The 25,875-nt window shown below is 41.6% G+C and carries 25 protein-coding genes; 1 reads left to right on the top strand and 24 read right to left on the bottom strand.

Annotated elements, in window-relative coordinates; genetic code table 11:
- Positions 1-14: 14 nt before the first annotated feature.
- The 10 genes from hslU to ACYQ1I_RS18260 form a co-directional block, all read right to left on the bottom strand.
- Positions 15-1,400, bottom strand: a complete 1,386-nt coding sequence (gene hslU, locus ACYQ1I_RS18215) for an ATP-dependent protease ATPase subunit HslU (protein ID WP_459767893.1) — start codon at positions 1,398-1,400, stop codon at positions 15-17.
- Positions 1,401-1,424: 24 nt separating this feature from the next.
- The gene (hslV, locus tag ACYQ1I_RS18220) at positions 1,425-1,958 is read right to left on the bottom strand and encodes an ATP-dependent protease subunit HslV (protein ID WP_459767895.1); all 534 of its coding nucleotides are present in this window, start codon (positions 1,956-1,958) and stop codon (positions 1,425-1,427) included.
- A gap of 102 nt (positions 1,959-2,060) precedes the next feature.
- Positions 2,061-4,130, bottom strand: a complete 2,070-nt coding sequence (topA, locus tag ACYQ1I_RS18225) for a type I DNA topoisomerase (RefSeq protein ID WP_459767897.1) — start codon at positions 4,128-4,130, stop codon at positions 2,061-2,063.
- Positions 4,131-4,205: 75 nt separating this feature from the next.
- On the bottom strand, positions 4,206-5,243 hold the full coding sequence (gene dprA, locus ACYQ1I_RS18230; protein WP_459767899.1) for a DNA-processing protein DprA: 1,038 nt from the start codon (positions 5,241-5,243) through the stop codon (positions 4,206-4,208).
- 79 nt (positions 5,244-5,322) lie between these two features.
- Positions 5,323-6,111, bottom strand: a complete 789-nt coding sequence (locus tag ACYQ1I_RS18235; protein ID WP_459767901.1) for a lysophospholipid acyltransferase family protein — start codon at positions 6,109-6,111, stop codon at positions 5,323-5,325.
- Positions 6,112-6,172: 61 nt separating this feature from the next.
- Positions 6,173-6,760, bottom strand: a complete 588-nt coding sequence (gene lepB, locus ACYQ1I_RS18240; RefSeq protein WP_459767903.1) for a signal peptidase I — start codon at positions 6,758-6,760, stop codon at positions 6,173-6,175.
- A 440-nt stretch (positions 6,761-7,200) separates the two neighbouring features.
- Complete coding sequence (locus tag ACYQ1I_RS18245) at positions 7,201-7,848, bottom strand: class I SAM-dependent methyltransferase (protein ID WP_459767904.1); 648 nt, start codon at positions 7,846-7,848, stop codon at positions 7,201-7,203.
- A gap of 112 nt (positions 7,849-7,960) precedes the next feature.
- A complete protein-coding gene (locus tag ACYQ1I_RS18250; protein ID WP_459767906.1) occupies positions 7,961-8,368 on the bottom strand; it encodes a DUF2500 domain-containing protein in 408 nt (135 codons plus the stop codon).
- A gap of 516 nt (positions 8,369-8,884) precedes the next feature.
- A complete protein-coding gene (locus ACYQ1I_RS18255) occupies positions 8,885-9,490 on the bottom strand; it encodes a sugar O-acetyltransferase (RefSeq protein WP_459767908.1) in 606 nt (201 codons plus the stop codon).
- Between the two features lie 31 nt (positions 9,491-9,521).
- Positions 9,522-11,048, bottom strand: a complete 1,527-nt coding sequence (locus ACYQ1I_RS18260; protein ID WP_459767910.1) for a YifB family Mg chelatase-like AAA ATPase — start codon at positions 11,046-11,048, stop codon at positions 9,522-9,524.
- Between the two features lie 470 nt (positions 11,049-11,518).
- Here ACYQ1I_RS18260 and eam point away from each other — a divergent pair, with 470 nt between their 5' ends.
- Entirely contained in the window at positions 11,519-12,796 is a 1,278-nt protein-coding gene (gene eam, locus ACYQ1I_RS18265; RefSeq protein WP_459767912.1) for a glutamate 2,3-aminomutase, read from the top strand.
- A gap of 150 nt (positions 12,797-12,946) precedes the next feature.
- On the opposite strand, the gene ACYQ1I_RS18270 is transcribed toward eam, so the two are convergent.
- From ACYQ1I_RS18270 to rnc, 14 genes are all read right to left on the bottom strand, one after another.
- The gene (locus ACYQ1I_RS18270) at positions 12,947-13,288 is read right to left on the bottom strand and encodes a YraN family protein (RefSeq protein ID WP_459767914.1); all 342 of its coding nucleotides are present in this window, start codon (positions 13,286-13,288) and stop codon (positions 12,947-12,949) included.
- A gap of 4 nt (positions 13,289-13,292) precedes the next feature.
- On the bottom strand, positions 13,293-13,928 hold the full coding sequence (gene rnhB / locus ACYQ1I_RS18275; protein ID WP_459767916.1) for a ribonuclease HII: 636 nt from the start codon (positions 13,926-13,928) through the stop codon (positions 13,293-13,295).
- 21 nt (positions 13,929-13,949) lie between these two features.
- Complete coding sequence (gene ylqF / locus ACYQ1I_RS18280; RefSeq protein WP_459767918.1) at positions 13,950-14,840, bottom strand: ribosome biogenesis GTPase YlqF; 891 nt, start codon at positions 14,838-14,840, stop codon at positions 13,950-13,952.
- A 143-nt stretch (positions 14,841-14,983) separates the two neighbouring features.
- On the bottom strand, positions 14,984-15,328 hold the full coding sequence (gene rplS, locus ACYQ1I_RS18285) for a 50S ribosomal protein L19 (protein ID WP_459767919.1): 345 nt from the start codon (positions 15,326-15,328) through the stop codon (positions 14,984-14,986).
- A gap of 116 nt (positions 15,329-15,444) precedes the next feature.
- Positions 15,445-16,194, bottom strand: coding sequence for a tRNA (guanosine(37)-N1)-methyltransferase TrmD (trmD, locus tag ACYQ1I_RS18290; RefSeq protein ID WP_459767921.1), 750 nt, complete (start codon positions 16,192-16,194; stop codon positions 15,445-15,447).
- The gene (gene rimM / locus ACYQ1I_RS18295; protein WP_459767923.1) at positions 16,191-16,688 is read right to left on the bottom strand and encodes a ribosome maturation factor RimM; all 498 of its coding nucleotides are present in this window, start codon (positions 16,686-16,688) and stop codon (positions 16,191-16,193) included. The genes trmD and rimM overlap by 4 nt, the downstream gene beginning before the upstream one ends.
- 76 nt (positions 16,689-16,764) lie before the next feature.
- The gene (locus ACYQ1I_RS18300; RefSeq protein WP_459767925.1) at positions 16,765-16,992 is read right to left on the bottom strand and encodes a KH domain-containing protein; all 228 of its coding nucleotides are present in this window, start codon (positions 16,990-16,992) and stop codon (positions 16,765-16,767) included.
- A 25-nt stretch (positions 16,993-17,017) separates the two neighbouring features.
- Complete coding sequence (gene rpsP, locus ACYQ1I_RS18305; protein WP_459767927.1) at positions 17,018-17,263, bottom strand: 30S ribosomal protein S16; 246 nt, start codon at positions 17,261-17,263, stop codon at positions 17,018-17,020.
- 35 nt (positions 17,264-17,298) lie between these two features.
- Complete coding sequence (gene ffh / locus ACYQ1I_RS18310; RefSeq protein ID WP_459767929.1) at positions 17,299-18,642, bottom strand: signal recognition particle protein; 1,344 nt, start codon at positions 18,640-18,642, stop codon at positions 17,299-17,301.
- Between the two features lie 19 nt (positions 18,643-18,661).
- Positions 18,662-19,027, bottom strand: a complete 366-nt coding sequence (locus tag ACYQ1I_RS18315; RefSeq protein ID WP_459767931.1) for a putative DNA-binding protein — start codon at positions 19,025-19,027, stop codon at positions 18,662-18,664.
- A gap of 113 nt (positions 19,028-19,140) precedes the next feature.
- The gene (gene ftsY, locus ACYQ1I_RS18320) at positions 19,141-20,310 is read right to left on the bottom strand and encodes a signal recognition particle-docking protein FtsY (protein ID WP_459767933.1); all 1,170 of its coding nucleotides are present in this window, start codon (positions 20,308-20,310) and stop codon (positions 19,141-19,143) included.
- Positions 20,311-20,320: 10 nt separating this feature from the next.
- Positions 20,321-23,902: a chromosome segregation protein SMC gene (smc, locus tag ACYQ1I_RS18325; protein WP_459767935.1), complete on the bottom strand. Its 3,582-nt coding sequence runs from the start codon at positions 23,900-23,902 to the stop codon at positions 20,321-20,323.
- 104 nt (positions 23,903-24,006) lie between these two features.
- Positions 24,007-25,032 (bottom strand): elongator complex protein 3, encoded by a 1,026-nt coding sequence (locus tag ACYQ1I_RS18330; protein ID WP_459767937.1) that lies wholly within the window; start codon positions 25,030-25,032, stop codon positions 24,007-24,009.
- Positions 25,032-25,745: a ribonuclease III gene (rnc, locus tag ACYQ1I_RS18335; protein WP_459767938.1), complete on the bottom strand. Its 714-nt coding sequence runs from the start codon at positions 25,743-25,745 to the stop codon at positions 25,032-25,034. The genes ACYQ1I_RS18330 and rnc overlap by 1 nt, the downstream gene beginning before the upstream one ends.
- Positions 25,746-25,875: the final 130 nt, after the last annotated feature.

Below are 25,875 nucleotides of genomic sequence, written 5' to 3' on the forward strand. Positions count from 1 at the left end.
TTTCCTCCTTTGTATTAAATTATATATTTATCTTCACTGTAGATTTTGATTGTATCCATTAGCCTTTCCTGTACATAGCGTGAATCGATTTGAAAGGACTCCTGGTCAAGCTCCGGTGCTTTAAAGGAAATCTCTTCTAAAACCTGTTCTACAATGCTATGTAATCTTCTAGCTCCAATATTATCTGCAGTCTCATTCATCATATGGGCGTATTTAGCAATCTCATCTATAGCTTCCTCTGTAAAATCAATTTTTATACCTTCCGTAGCCAATAATAGCTTATACTGCGTTAATAGTGCATTTTGAGGCTGGGTCAAAATCGCTTTAAAGTCTTCCATTGTTAGGTTATCTAAGGTTACCCTTATAGGAAATCTACCCTGTAGCTCTGGAATTAAATCACTTACCTTGGCAATATGAAAGGCTCCTGCTGCGATAAACAAGATATGATCAGTCTTGACAGGGCCATGCTTTGTCATGACCGTACTGCCCTCGACAATCGGCAGAATATCTCTTTGAACCCCCTCCCTTGAAACATCGGGGCCCGAAGCACTCTGCTTCCCAGCTATTTTGTCTATTTCATCAATGAAGATGATCCCATTCTGCTCAACATTTTCTATAGCCTGTTGAATCACATCATCCATATCCACCAATTTTTGTGCTTCCTGTTCTACTAAAATACTGCGGGCAGCTGCTACGGTGACCTTTTTTTTCTTGGTTTTTTGAGGTAATATTTCTCCAATCACATCCTGTAAATTAATATTCATCTCTTCATTGCCAGAGAAGAATCCCAGGGTGGAGGGTCGCTGATCAAGCACATCAACCTCTACCATTTCATCCTCCAAAAGCCCCTTTTCCAATTGTTCCTTGATCTGCTGCCTTTTTAGTTTCCTCTCAGACTCACCAGCAGTATCGTTCTTAATATCTGGATCGGTGGGTGATTGAAACAACATTTCAAGGGGATTTTTAAAGGCTGGTCCCTTGGCTGATGATGGGTCTAGCAGGCTCAAAAGTCTTTCACCGGCCAGTTCCTTAGCTTTGGTATAATTTTTTTCTATATAGGTACTCTTTGTAATACGAATAGAATCCTCTACTAAATCACGCACCATGGATTCCACGTCTCTGCCTACATAGCCTACCTCGGTAAATTTTGTTGCTTCAACCTTTACAAAGGGGGCTCCTACCAGCTTTGCCATTCTTCTGGCAATTTCTGTTTTTCCAACTCCAGTGGGTCCAATCATGAGTATATTTTGGGGTTTTATTTCGTCTTGGAATTCAATTGATACTTGTCTTCTTCGATGGCGGTTTCTCAAGGCAATAGCCACTGCCCTTTTTGCCCGATGCTGACCTATAATATATTTGTCTAAGGCTTCAACAATTTCCTTTGGTGTAAAGCTTGACATTTTTCCACCTCACTTTTGAAAGCCCTAAAGTGCTTCAACCGAAATATGATGATTGGTATATACACAGATGTCTGCAGCAATTTTAAGGGACTTTTCTACGATTTCCCTTGCAGAAAGGGTCGAATGCTGACTTAAGGCAAGGGCCGCCGCCAGGGCATAAGAGCCGCCTGACCCTATGGCAATGACGTTTCCATCGGGCTCAATGACCTCACCTGTACCGCTGATTACAAGCATGGCTTCTCGATTCAAGGCAATCAGCATGGCCTCCAGTTTAGTCAAGTACTTATCTCGCCTCCAGCTTTGAGCCAGTTCAACAGCTGCTCGCTTTAGGTTTCCCCCATGCTTTTCCAGATAGGTTTCAAATTTTTCAGCCAGTGTGAAGGCGTCCGCAACAGAGCCGGCAAAGCCTATCAACACCTCATCATTGTATATTCTTCTAATTTTTTTAGCATGGTTTTTGATAACAACCTTTTCTCCCAGGGTTACCTGCCCATCACCGGCTATGGCAGCATCTGAACTACTTAGCCGTGCTGCAACAATTGTTGTGCCCTTTATCATTCCTGCACCCCCAATATTTAATATGTGATTCAACCCAAATGAAATGTTATCATAAGTAATAACGGGTTTCAACACATATTTAAATATATTAAGAAAATTTTTTTAATTTTCAATTTTCTCCTCGAATTTGCATTCCTTATTACTGCAAACAATCCGGTCTCCTTTTTTACCTTTCTTATATACTAAAATCTGTTGGCATTGAGGACATTTTCGGTCTATTGGCCTATTCCATGAAACAAACCGACATTGGGGGAACCTGCTGCAGCCATAAAATAATCTTCCTCGCTTTGATCTTCGTTCAATCACTTCTCCCTCATGACATTCAGGGCATTTTAACCCAATTTTATGCAATATCGGCTCGGTATGGGTACACTCGGGATAATTGGAGCAGGCTAAAAACTTACCATATCGCCCGTGCTTAATCAGCATCTTTGCTCCACAAACCTTACAATCCTCGTCGCTTTCCTCCACCAGATCAATTTCTTCCATATCCTTTTCTGCAATCTTCAACATTTCTTCAAAGGAATCATAAAAGCCCTTAATGAGCCTTTTCCAATCCTTGTCACCCTCTTCCACCTCATCCAGACGCTGCTCCAGGTCGGCAGTAAAGTGAATATCCAGAATTTCGCCAAAATAGTTCTCTAGTATTTCTGTTACAATCGTTCCCAGTTCAGTAGGCTTTAGATATTTACCTTCCTTTTCAACATAGCCTCTGGAAAGGATTGTAGAAATCGTCGGAGAATAGGTACTGGGCCTTCCAATTCCCAGCTCCTCCATGGTCTTAACCAGAGAAGCTTCTGTATATCGTGGCGGTGGTTGGGTAAAGTGTTGTTTGGGCAGGGTTTGACTGACAGTCAAAGTATCGCCTTCTTTAAGGATCGGCAGATTAACCTCCTCTGACACACTGGCATGGGAGTACACCTTTAAAAAACCATCGAATTTCAGACGGGAGCCCGATGCCCGGAAGTTGATATCATTTACCGTCAACTCAATAGAAAGGGTATCATAAACAGCCGGTGCCATCATACTGGCAACAAATCTTTCCCAAATCAGCTTATATAGACCATATTGATCCTTCGTCAAAGAAGATTTTATGGTATTAGGATGCCTTTCCACATCGGTCGGCCGAATGGCTTCATGGGCATCCTGTATGTCTTTTTTGGTTTCTTTCTTTTGGGCTGTCTTTAATAGGTACTTATCGCCATATGCCTTTGCAATATGGGCTACTGTATTTCCCCTGGCCTCTTCAGAGATCCGGGTGGAATCTGTTCTCATATAAGTGATTAAGCCCACTGTTCCTTCCTTCTCAATATCGATTCCCTCGTAGAGCTGCTGGGCGATTGACATGGTTTTTTTAGTAGAAAAGCCCAGCTTATTAGAGGCCTCCTGCTGCAGGGTACTGGTGGTGAAGGGAAGAAAGGGATTTCTTCTCTTTTCACTTTTTTTCACCCCGACAACCATTGCCTGATGCCCCTTAATTGCTTCAAGGAGCTTATCAACTGCTTCCTTTGATTTTAGCTCCTTGTTTCCCAGGGCATCGCTATGAAATTTAGCCTCAAGGGTCTCTTTATTTTGAGTCATTAATTCCAGCGCTAAGCTCCAGTATTCTTCTGGTTCAAAGCTTTGAATTTCAGCCTCTCGATCTTTAATTATTTTCGTTGCCACCGATTGAACTCTGCCGGCGCTGAGTCCCTTTCGGATATTTCTCCACAGTAGGGGACTAATCTTATATCCCACCAGTCGGTCCAGAACACGCCTGGCCTGCTGGGCATCTACCAAGCTCTTGTTAATTTTCCTGGGTTTTTTTACTGCATTTTTAATAGCGTTTTTCGTAATCTCATTAAATTCAATTCGGCAGGGGGTTTCTTCAGAAATATTTAAAGCATTGGCTAAATGCCATGATATTGCCTCACCCTCCCGGTCAGGGTCAGTAGCTAATAGAACTCGTTTGGCTTTTTTGGCCTCTTGACGGATTTCCTTAAGAACAGGCCCCTTTCCTCGAATGGTAATATATTCAGGATTAAAGTTATTCTCTATATCAACGCCCAGCTTACTTTTGGGTAAATCTATAATATGGCCCACAGAAGCCTTCACAACATAATTGTTTCCTAGAAATTTTTTTATTGTCTTTGCTTTAGCAGGTGATTCAACAATTACTAAAGATTTTGCCAATTACCACACCTCCAATGTGTAAGCATTTATTTTGGAAACATTAGACAAATTCATTCCTTCCATTATACCAAGTAATTAATTGACTGTAAATGTTTTACCCGGCAATTGGCTGATGAACCCCTTTAATTCTAATGCTGTCAGTATGCCATTTAACTCTTGAATCTTACCTTTAGTCATATAGGCAAGCATATCGATATGAATCGGCCCCTTCTTAATGATCTCATAAACCTCAGTTTCTCGTTGGCTTAAGGAAGAGGCCCTTTCCTTTGGTTGAGGAGCAAGGGAGCCATATATTTGTTCTAAATCATGCAGTATATCTGCTATTTCCAGCAGTGGCTTTGCACCCTCTCTAATCAACAAATTGGTTCCTCTACTTTGGGGTTGATTAATGTTGCCGGGCAAAGCGTAGACCTCTTTACCCTGTTGAAGGGCAAAGTCTACTGTAATAAGGGCGCCGCTTTTTTCTGCAGCCTCAATGACCACAACCCCATCTGAAAGACCACTGATCATTCTATTTCTGGCAGGAAAATGATGCTTCAAGGGGAGCGTCTCAGGACTATACTCACTGATTAGACAACCTTTTTCAGTAATTTGTTCCCCTAATTCTCGATTTGATGCAGGGTAACATTGATCCAGACCACAGGCCAGTACCCCAAGGGTATAGCCCCCATTTTCCAGCGACCCTCTATGGCCCACAGCATCAATTCCCAAGGCTAGACCACTGACGATTCCCACCCCTCGAAGGGATAATTCCTTGGCAAACTGATATGCCGCCCATCTTCCGTAGCTGCTGGCTTTTCGTGAGCCCACCATGGCCACCATGGGCCTGTTGAGGTCCAAGGTTCCTTTTATATATATTACAATAGGGGGATCGTATATTCCCTTTAGTTTTGAAGGATAATCCGTATCACACAGGGTAATGGCCCGGATATTATTTTTTAACAGCCCCTCCTGAATTGATTCAAGAAAGGCTCCAGTTCTATTTTTCTTCATTCGATCTACAATTATTCGGTGATTCTTGAGGGCTCTTTGCAAATGTTGTTCATCTGCCTCAAAAATTTCACAAAGGCCTCCAAAATAATCCTTCAGCCTCGTCAACATTTGATAGGTCATTCCCCCCAAATGACTTAACCAAATTAAAGTTTCTCGTTCTGATAATCCCATAGCTACCCCTTTCCCGCTTTAGTTGCCGTTAATTAACGCTCCAATTTGTTAAATGTTCTTGAATAAAGGTGACAGCCCGATGGTGGGCATCCCTTCCATTCCCTTCTATCTTAATGGGCTTTCCAAAGGCAAAATGAATTGTTCGATTACGAAAAATCGGCCCTAAATCCTTTAAATATTTACCATTTTCCCAAAAGTCAGTTTTTAAAGCCACAGGCACAATGGCTCCATCAACCCTTTTAGCCAGCTTTACCCCCAGACTGTTAAATTCCTCTGGAATAAACCGAGTTGTTCTGGTACTCTGGGGGAATATAGTGATTGAAGTCCCCTTTTCTAAAAGGGCCTGTCCTTCGGTTAAAACCTTTTGTAAATCATTCCGGGGATTAGCCCGGCCTACTACAATCGGATTTTGAGAACCAATAACTTCTCCAAAAATTGGAGCCCTTAACAGACTCTCCTTAACCACAAAGGTCATTTCCATAAGGGGTGCTATCATACATGGCAATACAACAGTTTCTAAGGTACTCATATGATTGCAGACAAAAACCACAGGCTGTTTTATTTCTAATAAATTGTTTAATCCGGTAATATGAAATCTTCCGCCACAGCCTTCAATCGATTTAAAGATATCAAAGGACGCTGCAGCCCATTGTTCTCGATGGTAAATTCCTGCTCTGACCTTTTTTCTTGAAGCCAGTCCCTGCTTTACAAAACGCCACATTAAATAAACACGGGTATTGAATACCATTTTATCTAATAAAAACCTTGGTGTATCGGCAGGTGTTATATATTCATCGGCAGTAAAATACCTTTCCATCTCTTCTCACCCTCTATTTCATCTATAATATTGCCTCTTTCCCCTGAATGTAGTCTGATATTTAAAAGAACCTCAGCCTTTCTAGGGGATAAAATCGAAGCAAAACCTTTCCTCTGATATTTCTGATTGGGATTGCCCCAACATTACGGCTGTCTCTGCTGTCGTTTCGATTGTCTCCCATTACAAAAATATGATCCTTGGGTACTATGATGGTTTCATAGTGTTCCTCCATGGGTTCATTTAAATATGGCTCATCTACCCTTTCACCATTTAGATAAAGCTCTGAACCTTTAAATTCCAACTGATCACCAGGCATTCCAATGACTCGTTTTATCCACATTTTTTTATTAGAACCACCAAACACTCTTTTAAAAATGGCACTGTCCAACAGGTCATCCCCCAGGCCACGGACAACACTGACATCGCTATCTACAATAACAATGTCTCCATATTGGGGCTGTATGCCTAAAAATCCCGATAGCTTCCAGGTGAAAATTTGATCTCCTTCGTAAAAGGTTGGTACCATGGAGCTTTGCTGAACTCTATAGATTTCTAAAACAAATATATTCAACAGGACGGCTATTACCACGGAAAATATAATCACCTTAACCCATTCCACCAATTCCTTAGAGGCATCTTCCAGCTTCATATCTTTTCCCCTTCATATATATCAGTTTAAATTCACCAGAACCCATGTAGACGGAACATAGGTACGGTCTATTATCTATTATTCTTCAAGGAGTGATGATTTCCTTTTTAAAAAGACTTTTTTCACCAAATTTTTATTTTACAACCCCTAATTTTATTCCATGGAAAAAACCAGTATCCCCACGTATTTTACGCTTTGATAACTGGTTATAAACGATGGCATTAAACCTAGTACCAGGCGTCATTTAAATGACGAGATAAGACCTAAGCAAATTTCCTAGTTCAAGACAGAGGAGAAAACAATATTGAACTATATGGACGTTATACCAGGAATAACCTTGCCTTTATTTGCGAAAGGGTACTAGGCTATTGTATTATACAGGGTTCAATCTGTCTACCGTTCATTTTCTTCCTTTATATAGAATGTACTTTTAATTGATTTTATGAAAGCTCCAGAGAACATCGGGGGGCTTCAATTGTTAAGACTCCCCCGCAATGAGAAATCTGCTGATATTGACATTTCCATCCCATCGCTTCGAGGTCCTTCATGAATGTTTCGGCCACCACATATTCCTCTTGGTGATCCCATTGATCTTTATATTGTGCTCTGCAGGCCTCAAGCTGCTGCCTATTGGTAAAGGAAATATCTGCAATAATGATTTTTCCGTTATCCTTTAAAATTGGTCTTATTAAATTCAACAGCTCTATTTTTTCTTGATTCTTCAAATGATGAAAAGCATAGGAGGAAACAACATAATCAAACCTGTTTTCTGTAACCTCAACGGGCAGTCCCTTACTGAAGTCATGACAATAAAAACAGGCCTTTGGCATTTTTCGTCGGGCCCTTTCCAGCATTTTTTCAGAAAAGTCGATTCCACAAATTCGGCTTCCCCGCTTGTACAGCAGATAGGATAGTAGTCCTGTTCCTACACCGATATCAAGGATTTTCTTTTCTTCAGGACAATCAATCAAGCTATGAACACAGGTCAAGACATCATAGTATCCTCCAAAGGGATATTCATCCCCAGCCTCTGAAATACCTTCATCATAGCTTTGTGCCCAATTATCAAAGCCTTCCTTCGCTAACATAATCCATCCTCCTTTTACTTTATAAAAATTATTATGGTTCACCTTTTTTCACAGCTTAATGAATCCATATTTGCATTTTTAAAAGTCTTTTCCTAAGACCTTCGCAAAGGCTTTAAATTTCATTGTCCTCCTGAAGCCTTCTTTCATAGCCCAGGTATCTTGTTCCCTGGAATTTTAATATTCCTACATCTCCCTCCACCAGCATGCTATATTCCTGGGGCTTGACTAAAAATTCCATACGATCACCGCTTTCCACCTGAAAGGTAACATAGTAGCTGGTATCTGTGCTGGTATGATGAAGATTATTACCTGCATGGTGACTAGAAGAACTGACATTGGTTCTTTTTGTCACCACCTTAGCTGCCACAGAAAGAACCGGCTGCTTGTTGTTATAGCTCCACTGACCGATTCCCTTAATAATCATCACTATTATCGTTCCAAAAACAACCACAGCAATCACCACAAGAAGAACTGGCATTAAAGAAAACATAAAATTTTCAAATGGACTGGAATAAAACATCGTCTCCCTCCTGACATTCAAAATTTTTTCGCTATCCCTAAAGAAAAGAAATGTTCATAATTTATTGTCCCATACTATAATATATGATGCTAGGGAGTCAATGAGAAATTTAATTCAAGAATTCTACCGACCATCATACCTATCTAGCAATATATACAGTATACAATCATTTTACCGCGCTTTAGTTATGCCTGTATTCTATTGTTAGATTGTTGAATATAAAAATCTTTCCATTCAAGCGAGGCCTGGTGGTATGCAAGATAGATTAGTACTCAGCAACTAATTTATTGTTGGAAACTACTTTTGAAAGAAATGAAACATTGAGCAATGTAGGCTGAGCTATCTATTATAGCATATTTTTATACAATACTCTCTATATTCAGCTATTGATGCCCTTCTTATTTTATCATAAAATAGTCGGCAATGTTGGGAAAAAGCGTGGCTGCTTTGGTGCTATATCTTCTTTAAAGGCAAGAAGGTTCTTGTTCTAGGCTATAAGCTTTATCTTTTTTACAATTAGGTAAAATCTGCTATTCTTAAATTTTTATAGTAATATTCCCGATCTTCATCGGTAATTTTTCGTATTACCCTGCATGGATTCCCGACAGCAATAGAATTGGCTTCGATATCTCTGGTGACGACGCTGCCGGCGCCGATTACCACATTATCACCAATGGTTACACCGGGATTAATAATTACGCCTCCTCCAATCCATACATTATTTCCAATGGTAATGGGAAAAGCGTATTCTATCCCCTGATTTCGGGGCTCATGATGTATCGGATGCCCTGCCGTAAACAGGCATACATTGGGTGCAAATAGTACATTGTCTCCAATACTTACCGTGGCACAGTCAAGGATGGTACAATTGTAATTTGAATAAAAATTGTCTCCAACCGAAATATTGTAACCGTAGTCACAGCGAAAGGGAGGTTCAATAAAAAATCCTTTCCCTACGCTGCCAAAGAGCTGCTTGATCATTTCATTACGTTTTTCCAGTTCATTAGGCCTTAGGCTGTTATAGTTAAATAATAATTCCTTTGCATGCTGACGTTCCTGAAATAATTCCTCACCAAAGGACTGATAGGGCCTTCCCGCCAGCATTTTTTCCTTTTCTGTCATACCTGCCGACCTCCTTATTTTTGAATAGTCATTACAAAGCTCCCCGTATATTTCGATATTGAAGGGCCTCTGAAATATGATGGGACTGAATGCCTTCACTGGCCTCTAAATCTGCAATCGTTCGGGAAACCCTTAATATTCGATTATATGCCCTGGCGGTTAGATTCATCCGCCTAAAGGCCTGTTCTATCATCGCCTTTGCCCCTGGTTCAAGACCACAATATTTTTTGATATGGGAGGGGCTTAATTGGGCATTATTATATATTTTAATTTTCTTATACCTTTCCTGCTGTATTTCATTGGCTTTTTCAACTCTTTTTCTGATGGTTTTTGAATCCTCCGCCTGCCTCTTAAGGGTTAAATCCTGATAGGTGACAGCATTGGTTTCCAGTACCAAATCAATACGATCCAAAAGGGGCCCCGACACCTTTCCCATATAGCGCTTGATTTGCTGATGGGTACAGGTACATTCCACACCGGCATTGGTTTGATAATAGCCGCAGGGGCATGGGTTGGCAGCAGCAATCAGCATAAATCTTGAGGGATAGATATAGGAGCCATTTACCCGAGATAAGCTGATAAAACCATCCTCTATGGGCTGTCTTAATACCTCCAGGGTGGTTTTAGAAAACTCCGGCAATTCATCTAAAAATAAAACCCCCAGATGACTAAGGGATACTTCACCGGGCTTTGGAATTCTACCGCCCCCGGTGATAGCAATAGTCGAGGTGGTATGATGGGGAGCTCGAAAGGGCCTTTTTTGGATGATGCCCTCTCGGTGGTCCAACATGCCGGCGACGCTATAAATTTTTGTTATCTCAATGGCCTCATCAAAGCTCAAGGAGGGAAGAATCGACGGAAGCCGTCTGGCGGCCATGGTTTTGCCTGAGCCGGGAGGTCCTATCATGAATAAATTGTGCCCCCCTGCTGCGGCAATTTCCATTCCACGCTTCAAATTTTCCTGACCGCTGATATCTTTAAAATCCTCCAGATATTCCGGCACCGATTCAAATACCCTTTTATCCCCCTCCACAGCCATCAGGGTAATTTCCCCATTAATAAAGGCTGCAAGCTCCTTTAGGGTGCTTACCCCCAGGCAACTAAGCCCCATGACCAGCCTTGCCTCCTCTAGATTTTCCTTTGGTAAAATTACTTTTGTATAGCCCCTCTGATGCATTGACAAAAGCATCGGCAATACACCGTTCACCCGTTGTATTTTGCCATCAAGGGAAAGCTCTCCTAAAATGATTGTCTGACTAAGATCATATTCCTTTATTTGTCCTGAAGCTGTTAGAATACCCAGGGCAATGGGTAAATCAAAGTGAGTACCTTCTTTTTTTGTATCGGCCGGCGCCAAATTAACTGTAATTCTTTTTAAGGGAAAGCTCAATTCACTGTTGTTAATAGCCGCCCTGACCCGTTCCCTAGATTCCTTTACTTCCTGATCAGGCAGCCCCACCAGGTTCATTACAGGCAATCCATTGGACAGGTCAATTTCTACATTGATATCGGTTGCCTCCATACCATTGATACAGCAGGTTTTAATAATAGAAAGCATTTTTTAAACTCCTTTTTAGCCTATAATATTCCATTAATTACAAGATTCGCTGTAAAATAATAATTTCCTTTTTAATTTGATAAAATTCTACCGCTGCTATGGAGGCAGATTATTATTTTTTTGATGTTATTGGAGATAACTAAGAATAGCTTTCATAATACAGGAAAAAATAAAATAGTATATTTATGCTATTTTGACATGGAAATAAAGATATGATATAATTATTCACTACAGAATCCTATCTTTAATAAATCAATCTTTATTTTCCCTTCTTGTGAAGCTTACAGCTTTGCAGCCTTTTAGACATCCAAAATACTACATGTAGAATTAAGCGATTATGATATCAAAAATAGATCTATGTTTGATATCGATTAGAATTTTTTTGTTCTTTTCAAGAGACAGACTTATAAAATTATTTAGGTACGCTAATGGTTTGAAATGCAAAACACCACTGATAAGGAGGAGATGCGATGGAATGTAACAATACAGCAAAAAATAGCCGGGAAATTTCCCTTCAAAGAGCAGCTGAATTAAAGTCCAGAATCGAAGATTACTTAGAGATTAAAAAAACGATACCTTTAGGTTTGTCTCAAGAACAAATTGCCAAACAGGAAGAAAAGAAGAGAAAAATTTTAAGTTTACTGAAGGGAACAGAAGAAGATTGGAAGGATTGGAAATGGCAGCTAAAAAATAGGATTTCTGATGTAGATTTATTGACTCAAATTATTTCCCTTGATGAAAAGGAAATAAAGGCTATTACTCAGGTTCAGAAGAAATTTAGATGGTCAATTTCTCCTTATTACCTATCATTAATTGACGATGAAAATAAATATTGCCCTATTAAACTCATGTCTATTCCTATGAAGCTGGAAATCGAAAAGAAGACCGGAAGCACAGACCCCATGGCTGAGGAATTTACAAATCCTGCCGGGAGTATCACAAGACGTTATCCTGACCGTCTAATCATTAATGTAACCAATGAATGTGCCATGTACTGCCGCCATTGTCAAAGACGCAGAAATATCGGTACGACAGATACCCATACCTCCAGGGAGCTGCTTCAGGAATCAATTGACTATGTAAGGGCTAACCCTGAGATTCGTGATGTACTTATAACCGGCGGTGACCCCTTTACACTGTCGGATCATATGCTGGATTGGCTGCTGGGTGAATTAAGATCGATTCCTTCGGTAGATTATATTCGTTTGGGTACAAGAACCCTGGTGACAATGCCCCAAAGAGTCACAGAAAATCTGCTTGGAATTTTAAAAAAATATCATCCGATCTACATCAACACCCACTTTAATCATCCACTGGAGATTACGCCCGAATCAAAGGCTGCCTGTGAGGCCCTGGCCAATATCGGTATACCCCTTGGAAATCAGGCCGTGCTTTTAAATGGCGTCAATAATAATAAGTATGTCATGCGCTTGATGAATCAAGAGCTTTTAAAGATAAGGGTTCGACCCTATTACATTTTCCATGCCAAGAAGGTTCTTGGTACAACCCACTTCAATACCTCTGTTGAGGAAGGAATTGAAATTATGGAATATTTAAGAGGCTATACCTCTGGCATGGCAATACCAACCTATATTATTAATGCCCCCAAGGGAAAGGGAAAGACCCCCATTTTACCTCAATACTTAATTTCCCAGGGGAAAAATTATGTGAAAATAAGAACCTGGGAGGGAGAGGTAATTGACTACCCCAACTTCCCATCAAAGCCCATAGCAGAGCTGTTAAAATAAAAATGAACAAAGTCTTCCTTTGAAAGGTTTTAAAAAATCGCTTGCTTAAAATATACGGAAAGCTCCCTTTATTAAATGATAAGTGAGAACTTTTCGATAGATTATGGAAAAGGACCTCAGGATTGATAAGTTATAATCCTGAGGTCCTTTTTAAAAAGCATTTTCTATATGCTCGATATTAAATTGATTTCCATTTTTATAGACCTCAATTACATCAAAGCGTACTGATTCATAGCAGCCTGTAAAATATTTAATATAGTGTTCTGCCAGCCTGTAGTAATTTTGCTGTTTTTTATAGTTAACAGCTTCCCTGGGTAAGCCATATTTCATGGATTGCCTGGTTTTTACCTCAGCAAAAACCAGGGTTTTTTCATATAGGGCAACAATATCTATTTCCCCAAAACGGGTACGATAATTGGTATGTAAAATATGATAGCCCTTCTCCCTTAAATATTGTTGACTTAAGCCTTCTCCCTGGGTTCCAATTTTCATGGGACTAGGCTCCACTTTCTGCGGCAGGCAAAAGTATTTTCTTTAAAAAGCTTTTTCGATGCAGCTGGCTGGGGCCGTATTTTAAAAGGGCCTCTTTATGTAGCTTTGTTGCATACCCCTTGTGTTGTTCCAGACCATATTGGGGATATTCCTTGGCCCACTTTAAACACATTCGATCCCTTAATACCTTGGCTACAATTGATGCTGCTGCAATACTGTGACACAAATCATCCCCCTTAATAATGGATTGCTGAGGAATCTTAAGATTAATCTTCTCTGCGTCAATTAAAAGATAATCCGGTATCATCCTTTGCCCCCCGGAATCCTTTAAATTTTTAACAGCCTTCATCATGGCCAATCGGGCAGCATTTTTGATATTTATTTCGTCAATGACCTGGGCCGAAACGGTTCCTACTCCTACTGCCATGGCTTGCTCCATAATTTGTTCATACAGCTGCTCTCTTTTTTTAGCAGCAATTTTTTTAGAATCCCTTACCCCTTCTATTTCAACATTCCTGGGTAAAATCACCGCTGCCGCCAGAACACTGCCGAAAAGGCACCCCCTGCCCACCTCATCGCAGCCGGCAACCAGCTGATAGCCATTGCTCCATAGCTCTCTTTCTATGTCGGATATACCCATGTTAACGCCCCCTTTATTGAATTATCGTTCCTCCTGCCTAATCAAATCCTCCGGTGTTTCCAGGGTGATTTTTCCAATTCTTCCTGAGCGAAACTCATCCAGCAAAATATTAGCGATTCTAGTATAATCCACTTCACCGCCCCGTATAATACAGCCTCGATTTTTAGCCATTTCCTCCATTACCTCTAAAGGCTGAGCTGCTTCATTCTCAAGATGATACCGACTCTTTAGCTTTTCACTGTGATGTTCATTTAGATATGTAATGAGCTTTAATGCCAGGGTTTCTACATCCATAATTTCATCCTTAATGGCCCCGGTAAAGGCCAGGTGCATGGCTACCGTCTGGTCTTCAAATTTAGGCCAGAGTATCCCCGGGGTATCCAGCAGCTCCATATTCCCTTTTAGGCGAATCCATTGCTTTCCTTTGGTAACACCGGGCCTGTCCCCCGTCTGGGCACTTTTTTTCCCAGCCAAACGATTAATAATTGATGATTTTCCTACATTAGGGATTCCTACCATCATAATTCGAATTGCCCTGGCCTTTCTTCCCTTTTCAATCAGTGCCTCCATTTTATCCTTTACGGCCTTCTCTCCTTCAGCCATAACCTGCCTTAATCCTGCCCCGGTAAGGGTGTTAATGGGAATTGCAGTTATTCCCTGTTGTCGAAAGTAATCGACCCATTTTACGGTTATGGCCTCGTCGGCCAGGTCTACCTTGTTTAAAACGACTACCTTGGGTTTTTGTCCTATAATCTCGTCAATGTCCGGGTTTCTGCTGCTAAAGGGAATTCTTGCATCCAGCAGCTCAAATACCACATCTACTAATTTCAATTGATCCTTTAAGAGGGCCCGGGTCTTTTTCATATGCCCAGGATACCAGTTGATATTCATATTTTCATCTCCTTTTGCCATAAATTGCTGTCGATCTAGCCTGTTAAAAAACCCCCACCCTCAGCCAGGCTGGTTTGCTTATATCTTTCTACGGGCTTTTGAATAGGCTAGTAATATAAGTAAAGGGACTGTATCCAGTCCCTTTTTTATACTTATTAAGTATATTATTTCTTTGCCTTAATTCTGAAGGCCGCCTTACCAATTCGATCACGAAGATAGTACAGTCTGGCTCTTCTTACCTTACCACGGCTTACAACTTCAATCTTTTCGATTTTAGGAGAGTGGATCGGGAAAGTTCTTTCAACCCCTACGCCATAAGAAATTCTTCTTACGGTAAAGGTTTCAGCAATTCCTCCGCCTTGTCTTTTAATAACAATTCCTTCGAAAATCTGAATTCTTTCTCTGTTTCCCTCTTTGATTCTAACGTGTACCTTTACTGTATCACCAGTGTTAAATGGTACAACTTCCTTTTTCATTTGATCATTGGTCATTGCATTGATTAAATCCATCAGTAGTCCCTCCTTCCTTCGTAGACGTTCATATGAGCCTTTCATAGAGGACCGCCCGTAATTCCTTTGTAATTATATCATACCTACTGTCCCTTGACAATAGAATATTACTCGACTTACCTGTTTTTATTTTTTTCTTCAATAATTAATTTCAAAAGCTTTTGATCGGCCTTAGAGAGTTCAGCCCTTTCCAATAGATCTGGTCTTCTTTCCAGGGTAAGCTCCAAGGATTTTTGCCGCCGCCAAAGTTCAATGTTCTTATGGTTTCCTGAAAGCAGCACCTCGGGCACCTCGCTACCATTGAAATTGGGAGGCCGAGTATATTGAGGATACTCCAATAACCCTGAATAAAAGGATTCCTCTTCATAGGAATCCTCCTGGGAAAGGACTCCGGGTATCAGTCGGGCCAAAGCATCGATGACCACCATGGCTGGAAGCTCACCCCCTGTTAATACATAATCACCGATGGAAATTTCATCAGTAACCAGCTCATCAATGATCCTTTGATCGATCCCTTCATAATGACCACATAAAAAAATCAGATGACCTTCACTGGCCAGCTCTGCTGCCAGATTTTGATCAAAAACCCTACCTTTAGGTGATAAATAAATGGTTCTGGGTCTTTCGGGGGAAAGCTCCTTTAAAATGGATTGATGACAATCATAAATAGGTTGGGGGGTCATCACCATACCCGGTCCCCCTCCGTAGGGATAATCATCTACCTTTTTATGCTTATTATCGGCATAATCACGGATATTCATACAGGCGATGTCTAAGAGTCCACGCTGACGGGCCCTTTGTAATATACTGGTCCCCAGGGGAGCCTCGAACATCTGGGGAAACAGGGTCATGATTCTGATAATCATTCTATCATTCCTTCGATGGGGTCTACAATGACCTTTCTAGCCTCAAGATCAATTAGCGGTACAAATTCCTTAACTGCAGGAATTAATACCTCTTTATCTTCATGCTGAATCACATATACCTCATTAGAGCCTGCCTGTAGTATTTCCTTTATTTTACCAAGATAAACCCCTTCCACGGTATATACCTCGAGGCCAATCAAGTCGGCAATATAATAGGTATCCTCGGGAAGCTCCCGCCGTTGACTGGAATCAATCACCAGATACTTCCCTTTGAAACCCTCTACCTGATTGATGTCATTAAGACCCTTAAAGGTAATTAATACTGTGTTATTCTGATATTGTATTTTTTCAAAGTAATACTTCTCTTGACGGCCCTCAATATAAACCCATTCCAGTTCCTCAAAGCGTTCGGGATAGTCAGTTAGGGGTAATACCTTCAGGGCACCTTTAATTCCATGGGTATTAACAATTTGACCAACACGTAAGTTTTTCATACCTATTTTACCACCTACTTTTGACAACTCTATTTTACTGAAATAGTAAAGAAGGATTAGGGTTACCTAATCCTTTTTAGATGATTTCTACAATTACTCTTTTGTTATCCTTGGTGGCCGCAGCTTTTACAACGGTTCTAATAGCCTTAGCGATTCTACCTTGTTTACCAATGACTTTTCCCATATCCTCTGGGGCTACCTTTAGCTCAACTATAATAGATTGATTTCCTTCAACTTCATTGACTACTACCTGATCAGGAAAATCGACTAGTGCCTTAGCGATTACTTTAACTAATTCGCCCATTTGTAAACCCCCCTAAATTACATTATTATTCAATAATGCCATTCTTCTTAAGCAGATATTTTACAGTGTCAGTTGGTTGCGCGCCAGTTTTCAGCCACTTAGTAGCCTTTTCATCATCTATTTTAATTTCCTTTGGCTCGGAAACCGGATTGTAGTAACCTATTTCCTCAATGAATCTACCATCCCTTGGTGCCCTTGAGTCAGCAACTACGATTCTGTAAAAAGGTCTTTTCTTAGCACCCATTCTTTTTAATCTAATTTTAACAGCCATTCTTTCACCTCCTTTTAAAAGTACAATTTTAAAATTTATTTTCCAAAGAAAGGAAGCTTCATTTTTCCTCCCTTTTTCATGGTCTTTTCCATGTCGGTGAATTGCTTCATCATTTTACGGGTTTGCTCAAACTGCTTGATCAAACGATTTACCTGCTGTACAGAGGTACCGCTACCCAGGGCAATTCGCTTTCTTCTGCCGGCATTCAGTATGGAAGGATTCACCCGTTCTTCCCGGGTCATCGACTGAATAATGGCTTGAATATGCAGAAGCTCCTTTTCATCAACCTCCATACCCTTAAGCTGCTTTCCCGCTCCGGGAATCATCTCAAGCAATTGACTGATGGGGCCCATATTTTTTACCTGCTGAAGCTGATCCAGGAAATCTTCAAAGGTAAAGGTCTGGCTTTTAATTTTATTTTCCAGCTCCTTTGCCTTTTTGGCATCAAAGTTGGCCTGGGCCTTTTCAATCAGGCTGAGTACATCACCCATTCCAAGGATTCTGGAGGCCATTCGATCGGGATGAAAGGGCTCCAGGTCGTCCATTTTTTCACCCAGGGCAGCAAATTTTATGGGCTTATTGGTGACGGCCCTGACAGAAAGGGCAGCCCCTCCCCGGGTATCGCCATCCAGCTTGGTTAGAATCACTCCGTCAATTCCCAGCTTATCGTTGAAATGCTGAGCAACATTAACGGCATCCTGCCCAGTCATGGAATCAATCACCAGTAATATTTCATGGGGTTTAATGGTTTCTTTAATGCTTTGAAGCTCCTCCATTAAATCCTCATCAATATGCAAACGTCCTGCTGTATCAATTATAATCAAATCATTACCATGGTCTAATCCATGATTGACTCCAGCCTTGGCAATTTCTACAGGGCTTATCTTGTCTCCCATGGTAAAGACAGGAACCTCAACCTGCTCTCCCACCACCTGAAGCTGCTTAATGGCGGCAGGCCGATAAATATCACAGGCCACCAGGAGGGGTCTTTTTCCCTGTTTTTTCAATAGCTTTGCCAATTTACCCGTAGTCGTTGTTTTACCTGCTCCCTGAAGACCTGCCATCATAATCACCGTTGGCGGCTTTGAGGCAAAGGTAATTTTACTATTAGTAGAGCCCATTAATGCTGTAAGCTCTTCATTGACAATCTTAATAATCTGCTGCCCAGGGGTAAGGCTTTCTAAAACCGCTGAACCAACGGCCCGTTCCTTAACCCGGTTAATAAAATCCTTCACAACCTTAAAGTTAACATCGGCCTCAAGAAGGGCCAGCTTTACTTCCCTCATGGCTTCGTTGACATCTTTTTCAGATACTTTTCCTTTACCCTTGAGTTTGTTTAAGGTGTTCTGGAGTTTTTCCGCCAATCCCTCAAAGACCATATGAAACCTCCTTAATAAGTTAACTCAACATATCCGATAATAAACCCTTTATTCCCTCAAGGTGCGCCTTTATTTCTTCATTGCCAGCCTTTTCCCGAAGCCTTTGCTCCAGTCGAACCACCTTTGCCAATACTTCTTCTATGGCTTCACTGCGTTTCGTAAACAATTGAACCAGCTTCAACTTTTCTTCGTATTCATACAAAATCTTTTCTGTCCGTTTTAAGGTATCATATACAGCTTGCCTTGAAACAGCAAACACCTCAGCAATTTCTCCCAGGGAAAAATCCTGATTATAGTAAAGGTCTATCATTTCCTGCTGTTTTTCAGTTAGAAGCTGACTGTAAAAGTCGTAAAGCATTGATATTTCGATGGTTTTTTCCAGCATTCTATAAACACATCCCAAATAAACGGCATTAGATGGTGTAAAGGTTGTTTCCTTTACAGAAGTATTTTATAATAAATTACAACCCTTGTCAAATCTTTTTTTACCTTTCTTCTTTATTCTTCCCCAAATAGGGCCTCAACAAAATCCTTTGCATCAAATTCCTGTAGGTCCTCCATTTTTTCTCCAACGCCAATGAGCTTAACGGGAATCTTCAGTTCTCTGCTGATGGCCACCACGACCCCACCTTTGGCTGTACCGTCCAGCTTTGTCAACACCAAACCAGTAATATCAGCCACCTCTTTAAATACCTTAGCCTGCTGAATGGCATTTTGACCTGTGGTAGCATCCAGAACCAGCAGAACCTCCTTGGTGGCATTGCTGTATTCCCGTTCAACAATTTTAAATATTTTGCCCAGCTCATTCATCAGATTTTTCTTGTTGTGGAGCCTACCGGCAGTATCACAAATCAAAACATCAGCCTGCCTTGCCTTGGCAGCCTGTATGCCATCATAAATCACAGCCCCGGGGTCTGCTCCCTCCTGGTGTCTGATTACTTCAACGCCAACACGGTCTCCCCATATTTTAAGCTGGTCTGCCGCAGCAGCCCTGAAGGTATCGCCGGCAGCCAGTACTACCTTTTTCCCTTCTTTTTTTAATCGATGGGCTATTTTCCCGATGGAAGTGGTCTTTCCCACTCCATTTACTCCAACCACCAAAATAATGGCAGGGGCCGGCTCGGTTTTTAATGGACTATTATCTGAGAACTCGTTTAGTAATGCCGTCAGCTTTTCCTTTAACAAGCCCTTTATGGCGGTGGGTTCTGTTATTTTCTCTGTTTTTACCCGATCCTTCAAATCATCAATGATTTCCATGGTGGTTTCCACCCCTAGATCGGCAGTAATTAAAATTTCTTCTATTTCCTCAAAAAGATCCTCATCAATTTTTTGATAGGATTTAATTAAATCCTCTATTTTTCCTGTAATGCCCTGTTTAGTTTTTGAGAGACCATCCTTAAGCCGCTTAAATAGGTTGAATCGGCTTGAGGGGGGTTCTTCCTCAATTGACTCCTCCGGTTCAATATTTTCTTCTTGCTCCATTACTGCTTTTTCAAGGATTTCCTGGGGACGGTCTTCTGTTTGAGTCTCGCTTGGCATTTCAACCAATTCTGCTTCCTCTAAGGGAGCCTTCGGCTCCTGGGGCAGCTCCTTTGGCTCTTCTCCTTCTGTTACACCGGCTTTATTTGTTTCACCTTTTTTTAATTTATCAAATAGCTTTTTAAACATTTTACTCCTCCTAACTGGCGATCACTTCGTTTTTATCTGATAGTTTGACTGAAACCAGCTTTGAAACCCCCTCTTCCTCCATGGTAACTCCATAGAGTACATCGGCTATCTCCATTGTTCCCTTTCGATGGGTAACGACAATAAATTGAGTTGATTGAGAAAGCTCCTTTAAAAAATCTGCAAATCGCTTGACATTGGCGTCATCCAGGGCAGCCTCAATCTCGTCCAGTATACAGAAGGGGCTTGGCTTCACCAGCAATATGGCAAATAACAGTGATATGGCAGTTAAGGCCCTTTCCCCTCCCGATAGAAGCGATAGGTTTTGCAGCTTTTTTCCCGGCGGCTGGGCAATAATATCAATCCCACTGTTTAATATGTTTCCCTCAGCTTCCAAAATTAAATCAGCCCTGCCACCTCCGAATAGCTTTTTAAAGACTTGATTAAAATTTTCCCTAATAATCTGGAATTGTTCCATAAATTGCTTTTCCATGGTTTTTTCCATTTCCTTGATGACCTCTGTCAGGGATTCTTTTGCCTGAATTAAATCCTCCTGCTGCTGCTTGAGGAACTGGTATCGTTCCTTGACCTTTTCATATTCTTCAATGGCCTCCAAATTTACATTCCCAAGGGCCCTCATCTCATCTTTATATTTTTTAATATCCCTGTTGGCCTGGTTAATATCGGCAATTTCCTCCCGGTGGGACTGGGCAGTAGTATAGGTTAGCTCATAGTCTTCCCATAATTTATTGTAATAGCTTTGCTGCTGCATTTCCAGCCGGGTTCGCTTTAATTCAAGCTTATGGGTGCTTTCCTGGAGCCCTGCCATTGTATTTTCATGATTTACCAGCAGCTCCTTTACTTTATTTTCTTCCGCTAATATTTCATTTTTATTTTGTTTTAATAGGTCAAGCTCAGCCCTCAGGCCCTCCAGCTGGCTTTGTAGGGCTGACAGCTCCTTTTCATTGTCGGCCAGCCCCTGGTTCAGATCCCCTTGGGCTTTCCTTGTATGTTCAATTTCATCCTGCTTTTTCAATCGCTGCTGCTGGTTCTGCTTTAGCCTTTGTTGAAGGTGCTGAATCTCTTGAAGCAGGTTTTTTTTGTTACCCTCCACCGAGGCAGCCCTTACCTTTTCCCGGGTAATTTCATCATTCAATGCCTCTAGTTGCAGGCGCTCCTCCTGCAGACTCCTTTGTTCCCGGTTAATCTGGCTTTGCACATCGGCTATTTTTTGATCCAGGACTTCAATTTCGGTCTGCTCCTTTCTTTCCTTTTCAGCAGAGCTTTCCCTTACGTCATGCAGCTGCTTTAATTCGTTGTTTAATTGCCCTTGATGGGTCTTAATCTGATCCAGCTCTCCTGTAATCTGATCAATTCGATTCTTCAAGGTTACCTCTTGTATTCGATGCTCCTGTTGTAGGGTCAGACATTGACTTAGCTTCAATTGAATAGCTTCTCTTTCCCTAAGCATAGCCTGGTGCTGCTGCTGACATGCCTGGGCTTGTCTTTCCAGTTCCTGTAACTGACCCTTCAACTCCTCTAATTCTCGTTTTCTGCCCAAAATACCGGCTGAAGCCTTAACCGAGCTGCCCCCGGTCATGGAACCGCCAATGTTTAATTGATCTCCCTCAAGGGTGACAATTTTCAATCGATATTGTAATTTTCTAGCCACCTGTATACCGATTTCCAGATTGGGTACAATTAATACCCTTGAAAGCAGGTTAGAAAAAACATTGCTAAAGCGTTGATCTGCCTCAATAATATCAAAGGCCCCCTGTACCTCTTTAAAGTCCTTAATTAAATGTTGTTCCTCGGGGGTAATACTTCTCTTTTGAAGGGAGCTGATGGGTAAAATGGTGATTCTACCCAAATTATGCCGCTTCATATGGTCAATTAGCCGCTTTCCATCGGCTTCGGTTTCACTGACAATGTTCTGGATGGCTGACCCCAGGGCGGTCTCGATGGCGATTTCATAGCCCTTGGGCACCTTAATAAGGTCTGCCACCACGCCATGGATTCCCTTACCAAGGGAAGGATTTTTTTCGCAGGCTGTTAAAATATTTTTAACGCTCTTGTTGAAGCCATCATGCTCCCTTTCCAATTCCTCCAGCAAATTTTTTCGAGAGCTTTTATGATTGAATTCACTTTTAAGCTTCTCCACTTCCCTGGTTTTGGTTAGAAGGTTTGTCTCCAGCAGCTTATCTTGGCCTTGCCCTTCCTCGATGGCTTTCTCATTTTCCTTTATTTGACTATGTAGGGCTTCAAGCTCACCATTCAATTGTCCCAGGCTTTTCTGCTTTTCCTCTGCTCTAAGCCGCTGAGAGGTGATTTCCTCCTGAACCTGTGCGATTCTTTCTTCCATCGTTCTCATCAGGGTTCTTAAACTATTTAATTCACTTTTTTTATCTGAAATCTCATTTAACGTATCAATAATTTGGCCCTTCGAACCTTCTAATTCCCTTTCCCTCTCGCTGTTCATCTGAATTTGAGCTTCCTGATTCTTGAGCTTTTCAGCCAAGTGGCCCTCCATGGCCTCCAGTTCCTTGCAGGTCTCCTCCAGTTCCCTTAGCTTTTTGTCCAAAGTCTGAGAAACCTGAGAATCTTCATCCTCAAGGTTTAGCAATTCTTCTTCTATTCGCTTTAGATTTGTATTACTATTGCTGATTTTCTCTCGGTGCAGGCTGATTTGCCCTTCCTTTTCCTTTATTTCATTTTCTGTTTGGTGAAGGCTTCCCTGGGCCTTTTCACAGGCCGCCTCACACTCATTAAGTCGTTCCTTCACCTCAGCCAATTTTTGTTGATGCTGCTCTTTAATTTCCTGCTGCTGCTTGAGTGATTGACTGATGGATTCAATTTGACCAAGGATTTGCTTCAATTCCTGATCGATTTTGTCAATTTCTCTAATGAATAGGTTAACTTCAAGCTTCAGCAAAGATTCCTTCAGTTCTTTGAATTTCTTAGCCTTTGTACTTTGTCTTTTTAAAGGCTCCAATTGATTTTCCAATTCATGCAGAATATCAGCCACCCGCAATAGATTTTCCTTGGTGGCGTTTAATTTTTTATCTGCCTCATCCCGCCGGGTTTTATATTTGATGATACCCGCCGCCTCTTCAAATATTAATCTTCTTTCCTCGGGCTTACTATTTAATATTTCATCTATTTTCCCTTGTCCAATTATGGAATAACCTTCCTTTCCGATTCCTGTATCCATCAGCAGTTCTCTGATATCCTTCAAGCGGCAGGAGGACTTGTTCAAATAGTATTCACTTTCTCCCGATCGATACACCCTTCTGGTAATGGTTACTTCCCCATAATCTATGGGCAGCATATGGGAGCTGTTGTCCAGGGTTAAAGAAACCTCTGCCATCCCCAGAGGTCTTCTACTGGAAGTACCGGCAAAAATGACATCCTCCATTTTACTTCCCCGCAATGACTTTGGGCTCTGCTCCCCCAGCACCCACCGAATTGAGTCAGAAATGTTGCTCTTTCCACTCCCGTTGGGCCCTACCACACCGGTAATGCCCCCTTCATACTGCATATCTATTTTATCTGCAAAGGATTTAAATCCCTGTACTTCCAATCGTTTTAAATACAAATTCCATCACCCCAAGCTTCCATTGAAATCTTTACTGGTTTATTTTATCATAATCCTTAGAATAACTCTAGTACCCTAATTCCCGGGAAACCTTTGGGGGTTGACTACTGCCAGGACAGGATCAGCTCTCCCTGCTTAAGCCCCTCCTTAGGCTGGATCGTGATGCCTGTCAAGCCGTACCTTGCCATTAAATACCGTTTATTCCCTCGACGATAGCCTGCTACCTTGGAAACATCCCGCAGGTGACAGGCAATTGTAAGGTGTCCTGTGGGTCTTTGGGACTTTCCATCGATCATCTGTTGAAGCCTTTCCCGAAGGATTTCACCCTCCACCAGCTCCCTGAGGGCGGGGTGAAAGGGTCCTGCCACAACACTTTTTCCCGGAGCAATTTCCTCGGTGGTCTGAAGCCCCAGTCGAATTACCGGAATGCCTGCCTGCTGAAAGGAAATCAATATATCTTTACAAAGAACAACACATTCCTCTAGGTCGAGGGGCCGATATTCTCCTTTTCGATAGGATTCCTCAAGGCCCGTATCTTTTATGACCAGCGTGGGATAAACCCGTACAAAATCCGGAGCATATTGAATAAAATCTGCTACAGTCTTTCGAAGGGCTTCTGTAGAATCTCCCGGTAGTCCCACCATCATTTGAAGCCCCAGGGAAAAGCCCATGGATTGAATAGCCTCCACGGCCCGATCCACATCCTCTTTGGTGTGGCCCCTGTGGCTCTGTTCCAATACCTGACGGTTAGTGGACTGTACCCCCAATTCAATTGTAGTTACACCCAGGGCCTTTAATTTTATAAGAATTTCCCTGGTAATATAGTCTGGTCGGGTAGAAAGCCTGATGGCATCTATGAAGCCTGCCTGCCTGGCCTTAAAGGCAGGTCTGAGGAATGCTTCCTGCTGCTGCCAGGGAAGGCCGGTGAAGCTTCCGCCATAGTAGGCCACCTCCCGGTGATATTCCCGATGGGCCGTAAATTGTAGATGCTCCTCAATCTGGCTGGCGACCCTTTTCTCATCCATTTCTAAGATATCACTTGCTATTTTTTTCTGATTACAGAAAATACAATCGTGGGGACAGCCTAAATGGGGAATAAACAGGGGAATAATATACTTTTTCTTATGCATTAGCTCTTCATTACCTTTTCCACTGCCTCCTGGGCTGCCCTTTGCTCTGCCTCTTTTTTACTTTTACCGGCTCCCCTGCCCAGCGGGCGATCACCAAAGCACACTTCTACTTCAAAGACCTTATCATGGTCGGGGCCCGTTTCATTGACAACCCGGTAGCTGATTTTCTCGGTGGATTTACTTTGCAGGAGTTCCTGAAGATAGGTTTTATAATCCTTAAATAGATTGCCTTGACTAGCCAGCTCCACCAAATCCTGTAGATTTGACAATACAAATTCCTTTGCCGGCGCCATCCCTCCGTCAATATAAATAGCTCCGATGAGGGCCTCAAAGGCATCTGCCAATATTGAAACTCTTTGTCTTCCCCCCGACAGCTCTTCTCCTCGTCCCAGCATCATAAAATCTCCCAGCTTTATTGATCTGGCTTTACCGGCCAGGGAGGATTCACATACCACATTGGCCCTAACCTTTGTCAATTCCCCCTCGGGCAACTGGCTATAGCGGTGAAAAATATAATCACTAATAATAATACTTAACACCGAATCACCTAAAAATTCCAGGCGTTCGTTATGACATACCTTTCTATGTTTAATTTCATTGGCATAGGAGCTATGGGTTATGGCTTCTATAATTAATTGGGGATTTTTAAACCGATAATTAATTTGCTTTTGTAATTGGGCAATTTTTTCTTCACTGGCTTTGTTCAATGACATCCTATTTCCTCCTATTACTCAGTTAGCTGAATAAGTATTCTTTCAAATCATAAGTTCTCCAAATATTAACAAAATCCTTCACAGCTTTTAATTATATATTGCCACAGAAAATAATACAATCATTCAAAAA

Source organism: Alkaliphilus crotonatoxidans (assembly GCF_054658015.1).

Coding starts and splice junctions, on each gene's coding strand:
- ACYQ1I_RS18255 (WP_459767908.1), bottom strand. CDS start 9,490: ATGACAGAAAAGGAAAAAATGCTGGCGGGAAGGCCCTATCAGTCCTTT.
- lepB (WP_459767903.1), bottom strand. CDS start 6,760: ATGAAGCTGGAAGATGCCTCTAAGGAATTGGTGGAATGGGTTAAGGTG.
- rnhB (WP_459767916.1), bottom strand. CDS start 13,928: ATGGGTATATCCGACATAGAAAGAGAGCTATGGAGCAATGGCTATCAG.
- ACYQ1I_RS18245 (WP_459767904.1), bottom strand. CDS start 7,848: ATGTTAGCGAAGGAAGGCTTTGATAATTGGGCACAAAGCTATGATGAA.
- hslU (WP_459767893.1), bottom strand. CDS start 1,400: ATGTCAAGCTTTACACCAAAGGAAATTGTTGAAGCCTTAGACAAATAT.
- ACYQ1I_RS18300 (WP_459767925.1), bottom strand. CDS start 16,992: ATGGGCGAATTAGTTAAAGTAATCGCTAAGGCACTAGTCGATTTTCCT.
- rimM (WP_459767923.1), bottom strand. CDS start 16,688: ATGAAAAACTTACGTGTTGGTCAAATTGTTAATACCCATGGAATTAAA.
- ACYQ1I_RS18260 (WP_459767910.1), bottom strand. CDS start 11,048: ATGCTTTCTATTATTAAAACCTGCTGTATCAATGGTATGGAGGCAACC.
- rplS (WP_459767919.1), bottom strand. CDS start 15,328: ATGGATTTAATCAATGCAATGACCAATGATCAAATGAAAAAGGAAGTT.
- ffh (WP_459767929.1), bottom strand. CDS start 18,642: ATGGTCTTTGAGGGATTGGCGGAAAAACTCCAGAACACCTTAAACAAA.
- rnc (WP_459767938.1), bottom strand. CDS start 25,745: ATGTCATTGAACAAAGCCAGTGAAGAAAAAATTGCCCAATTACAAAAG.
- eam (WP_459767912.1), top strand. CDS start 11,519: ATGGAATGTAACAATACAGCAAAAAATAGCCGGGAAATTTCCCTTCAA.
- ACYQ1I_RS18235 (WP_459767901.1), bottom strand. CDS start 6,111: ATGGAAAGGTATTTTACTGCCGATGAATATATAACACCTGCCGATACA.
- trmD (WP_459767921.1), bottom strand. CDS start 16,194: ATGATTATCAGAATCATGACCCTGTTTCCCCAGATGTTCGAGGCTCCC.
- hslV (WP_459767895.1), bottom strand. CDS start 1,958: ATGATAAAGGGCACAACAATTGTTGCAGCACGGCTAAGTAGTTCAGAT.
- dprA (WP_459767899.1), bottom strand. CDS start 5,243: ATGACCTATCAAATGTTGACGAGGCTGAAGGATTATTTTGGAGGCCTT.
- ACYQ1I_RS18330 (WP_459767937.1), bottom strand. CDS start 25,032: ATGCATAAGAAAAAGTATATTATTCCCCTGTTTATTCCCCATTTAGGC.
- ACYQ1I_RS18250 (WP_459767906.1), bottom strand. CDS start 8,368: ATGTTTTATTCCAGTCCATTTGAAAATTTTATGTTTTCTTTAATGCCA.
- ftsY (WP_459767933.1), bottom strand. CDS start 20,310: ATGTTTAAAAAGCTATTTGATAAATTAAAAAAAGGTGAAACAAATAAA.
- ylqF (WP_459767918.1), bottom strand. CDS start 14,840: ATGGCAAAAGGAGATGAAAATATGAATATCAACTGGTATCCTGGGCAT.
- ACYQ1I_RS18270 (WP_459767914.1), bottom strand. CDS start 13,288: ATGAAAATTGGAACCCAGGGAGAAGGCTTAAGTCAACAATATTTAAGG.
- rpsP (WP_459767927.1), bottom strand. CDS start 17,263: ATGGCTGTTAAAATTAGATTAAAAAGAATGGGTGCTAAGAAAAGACCT.
- ACYQ1I_RS18315 (WP_459767931.1), bottom strand. CDS start 19,027: ATGCTGGAAAAAACCATCGAAATATCAATGCTTTACGACTTTTACAGT.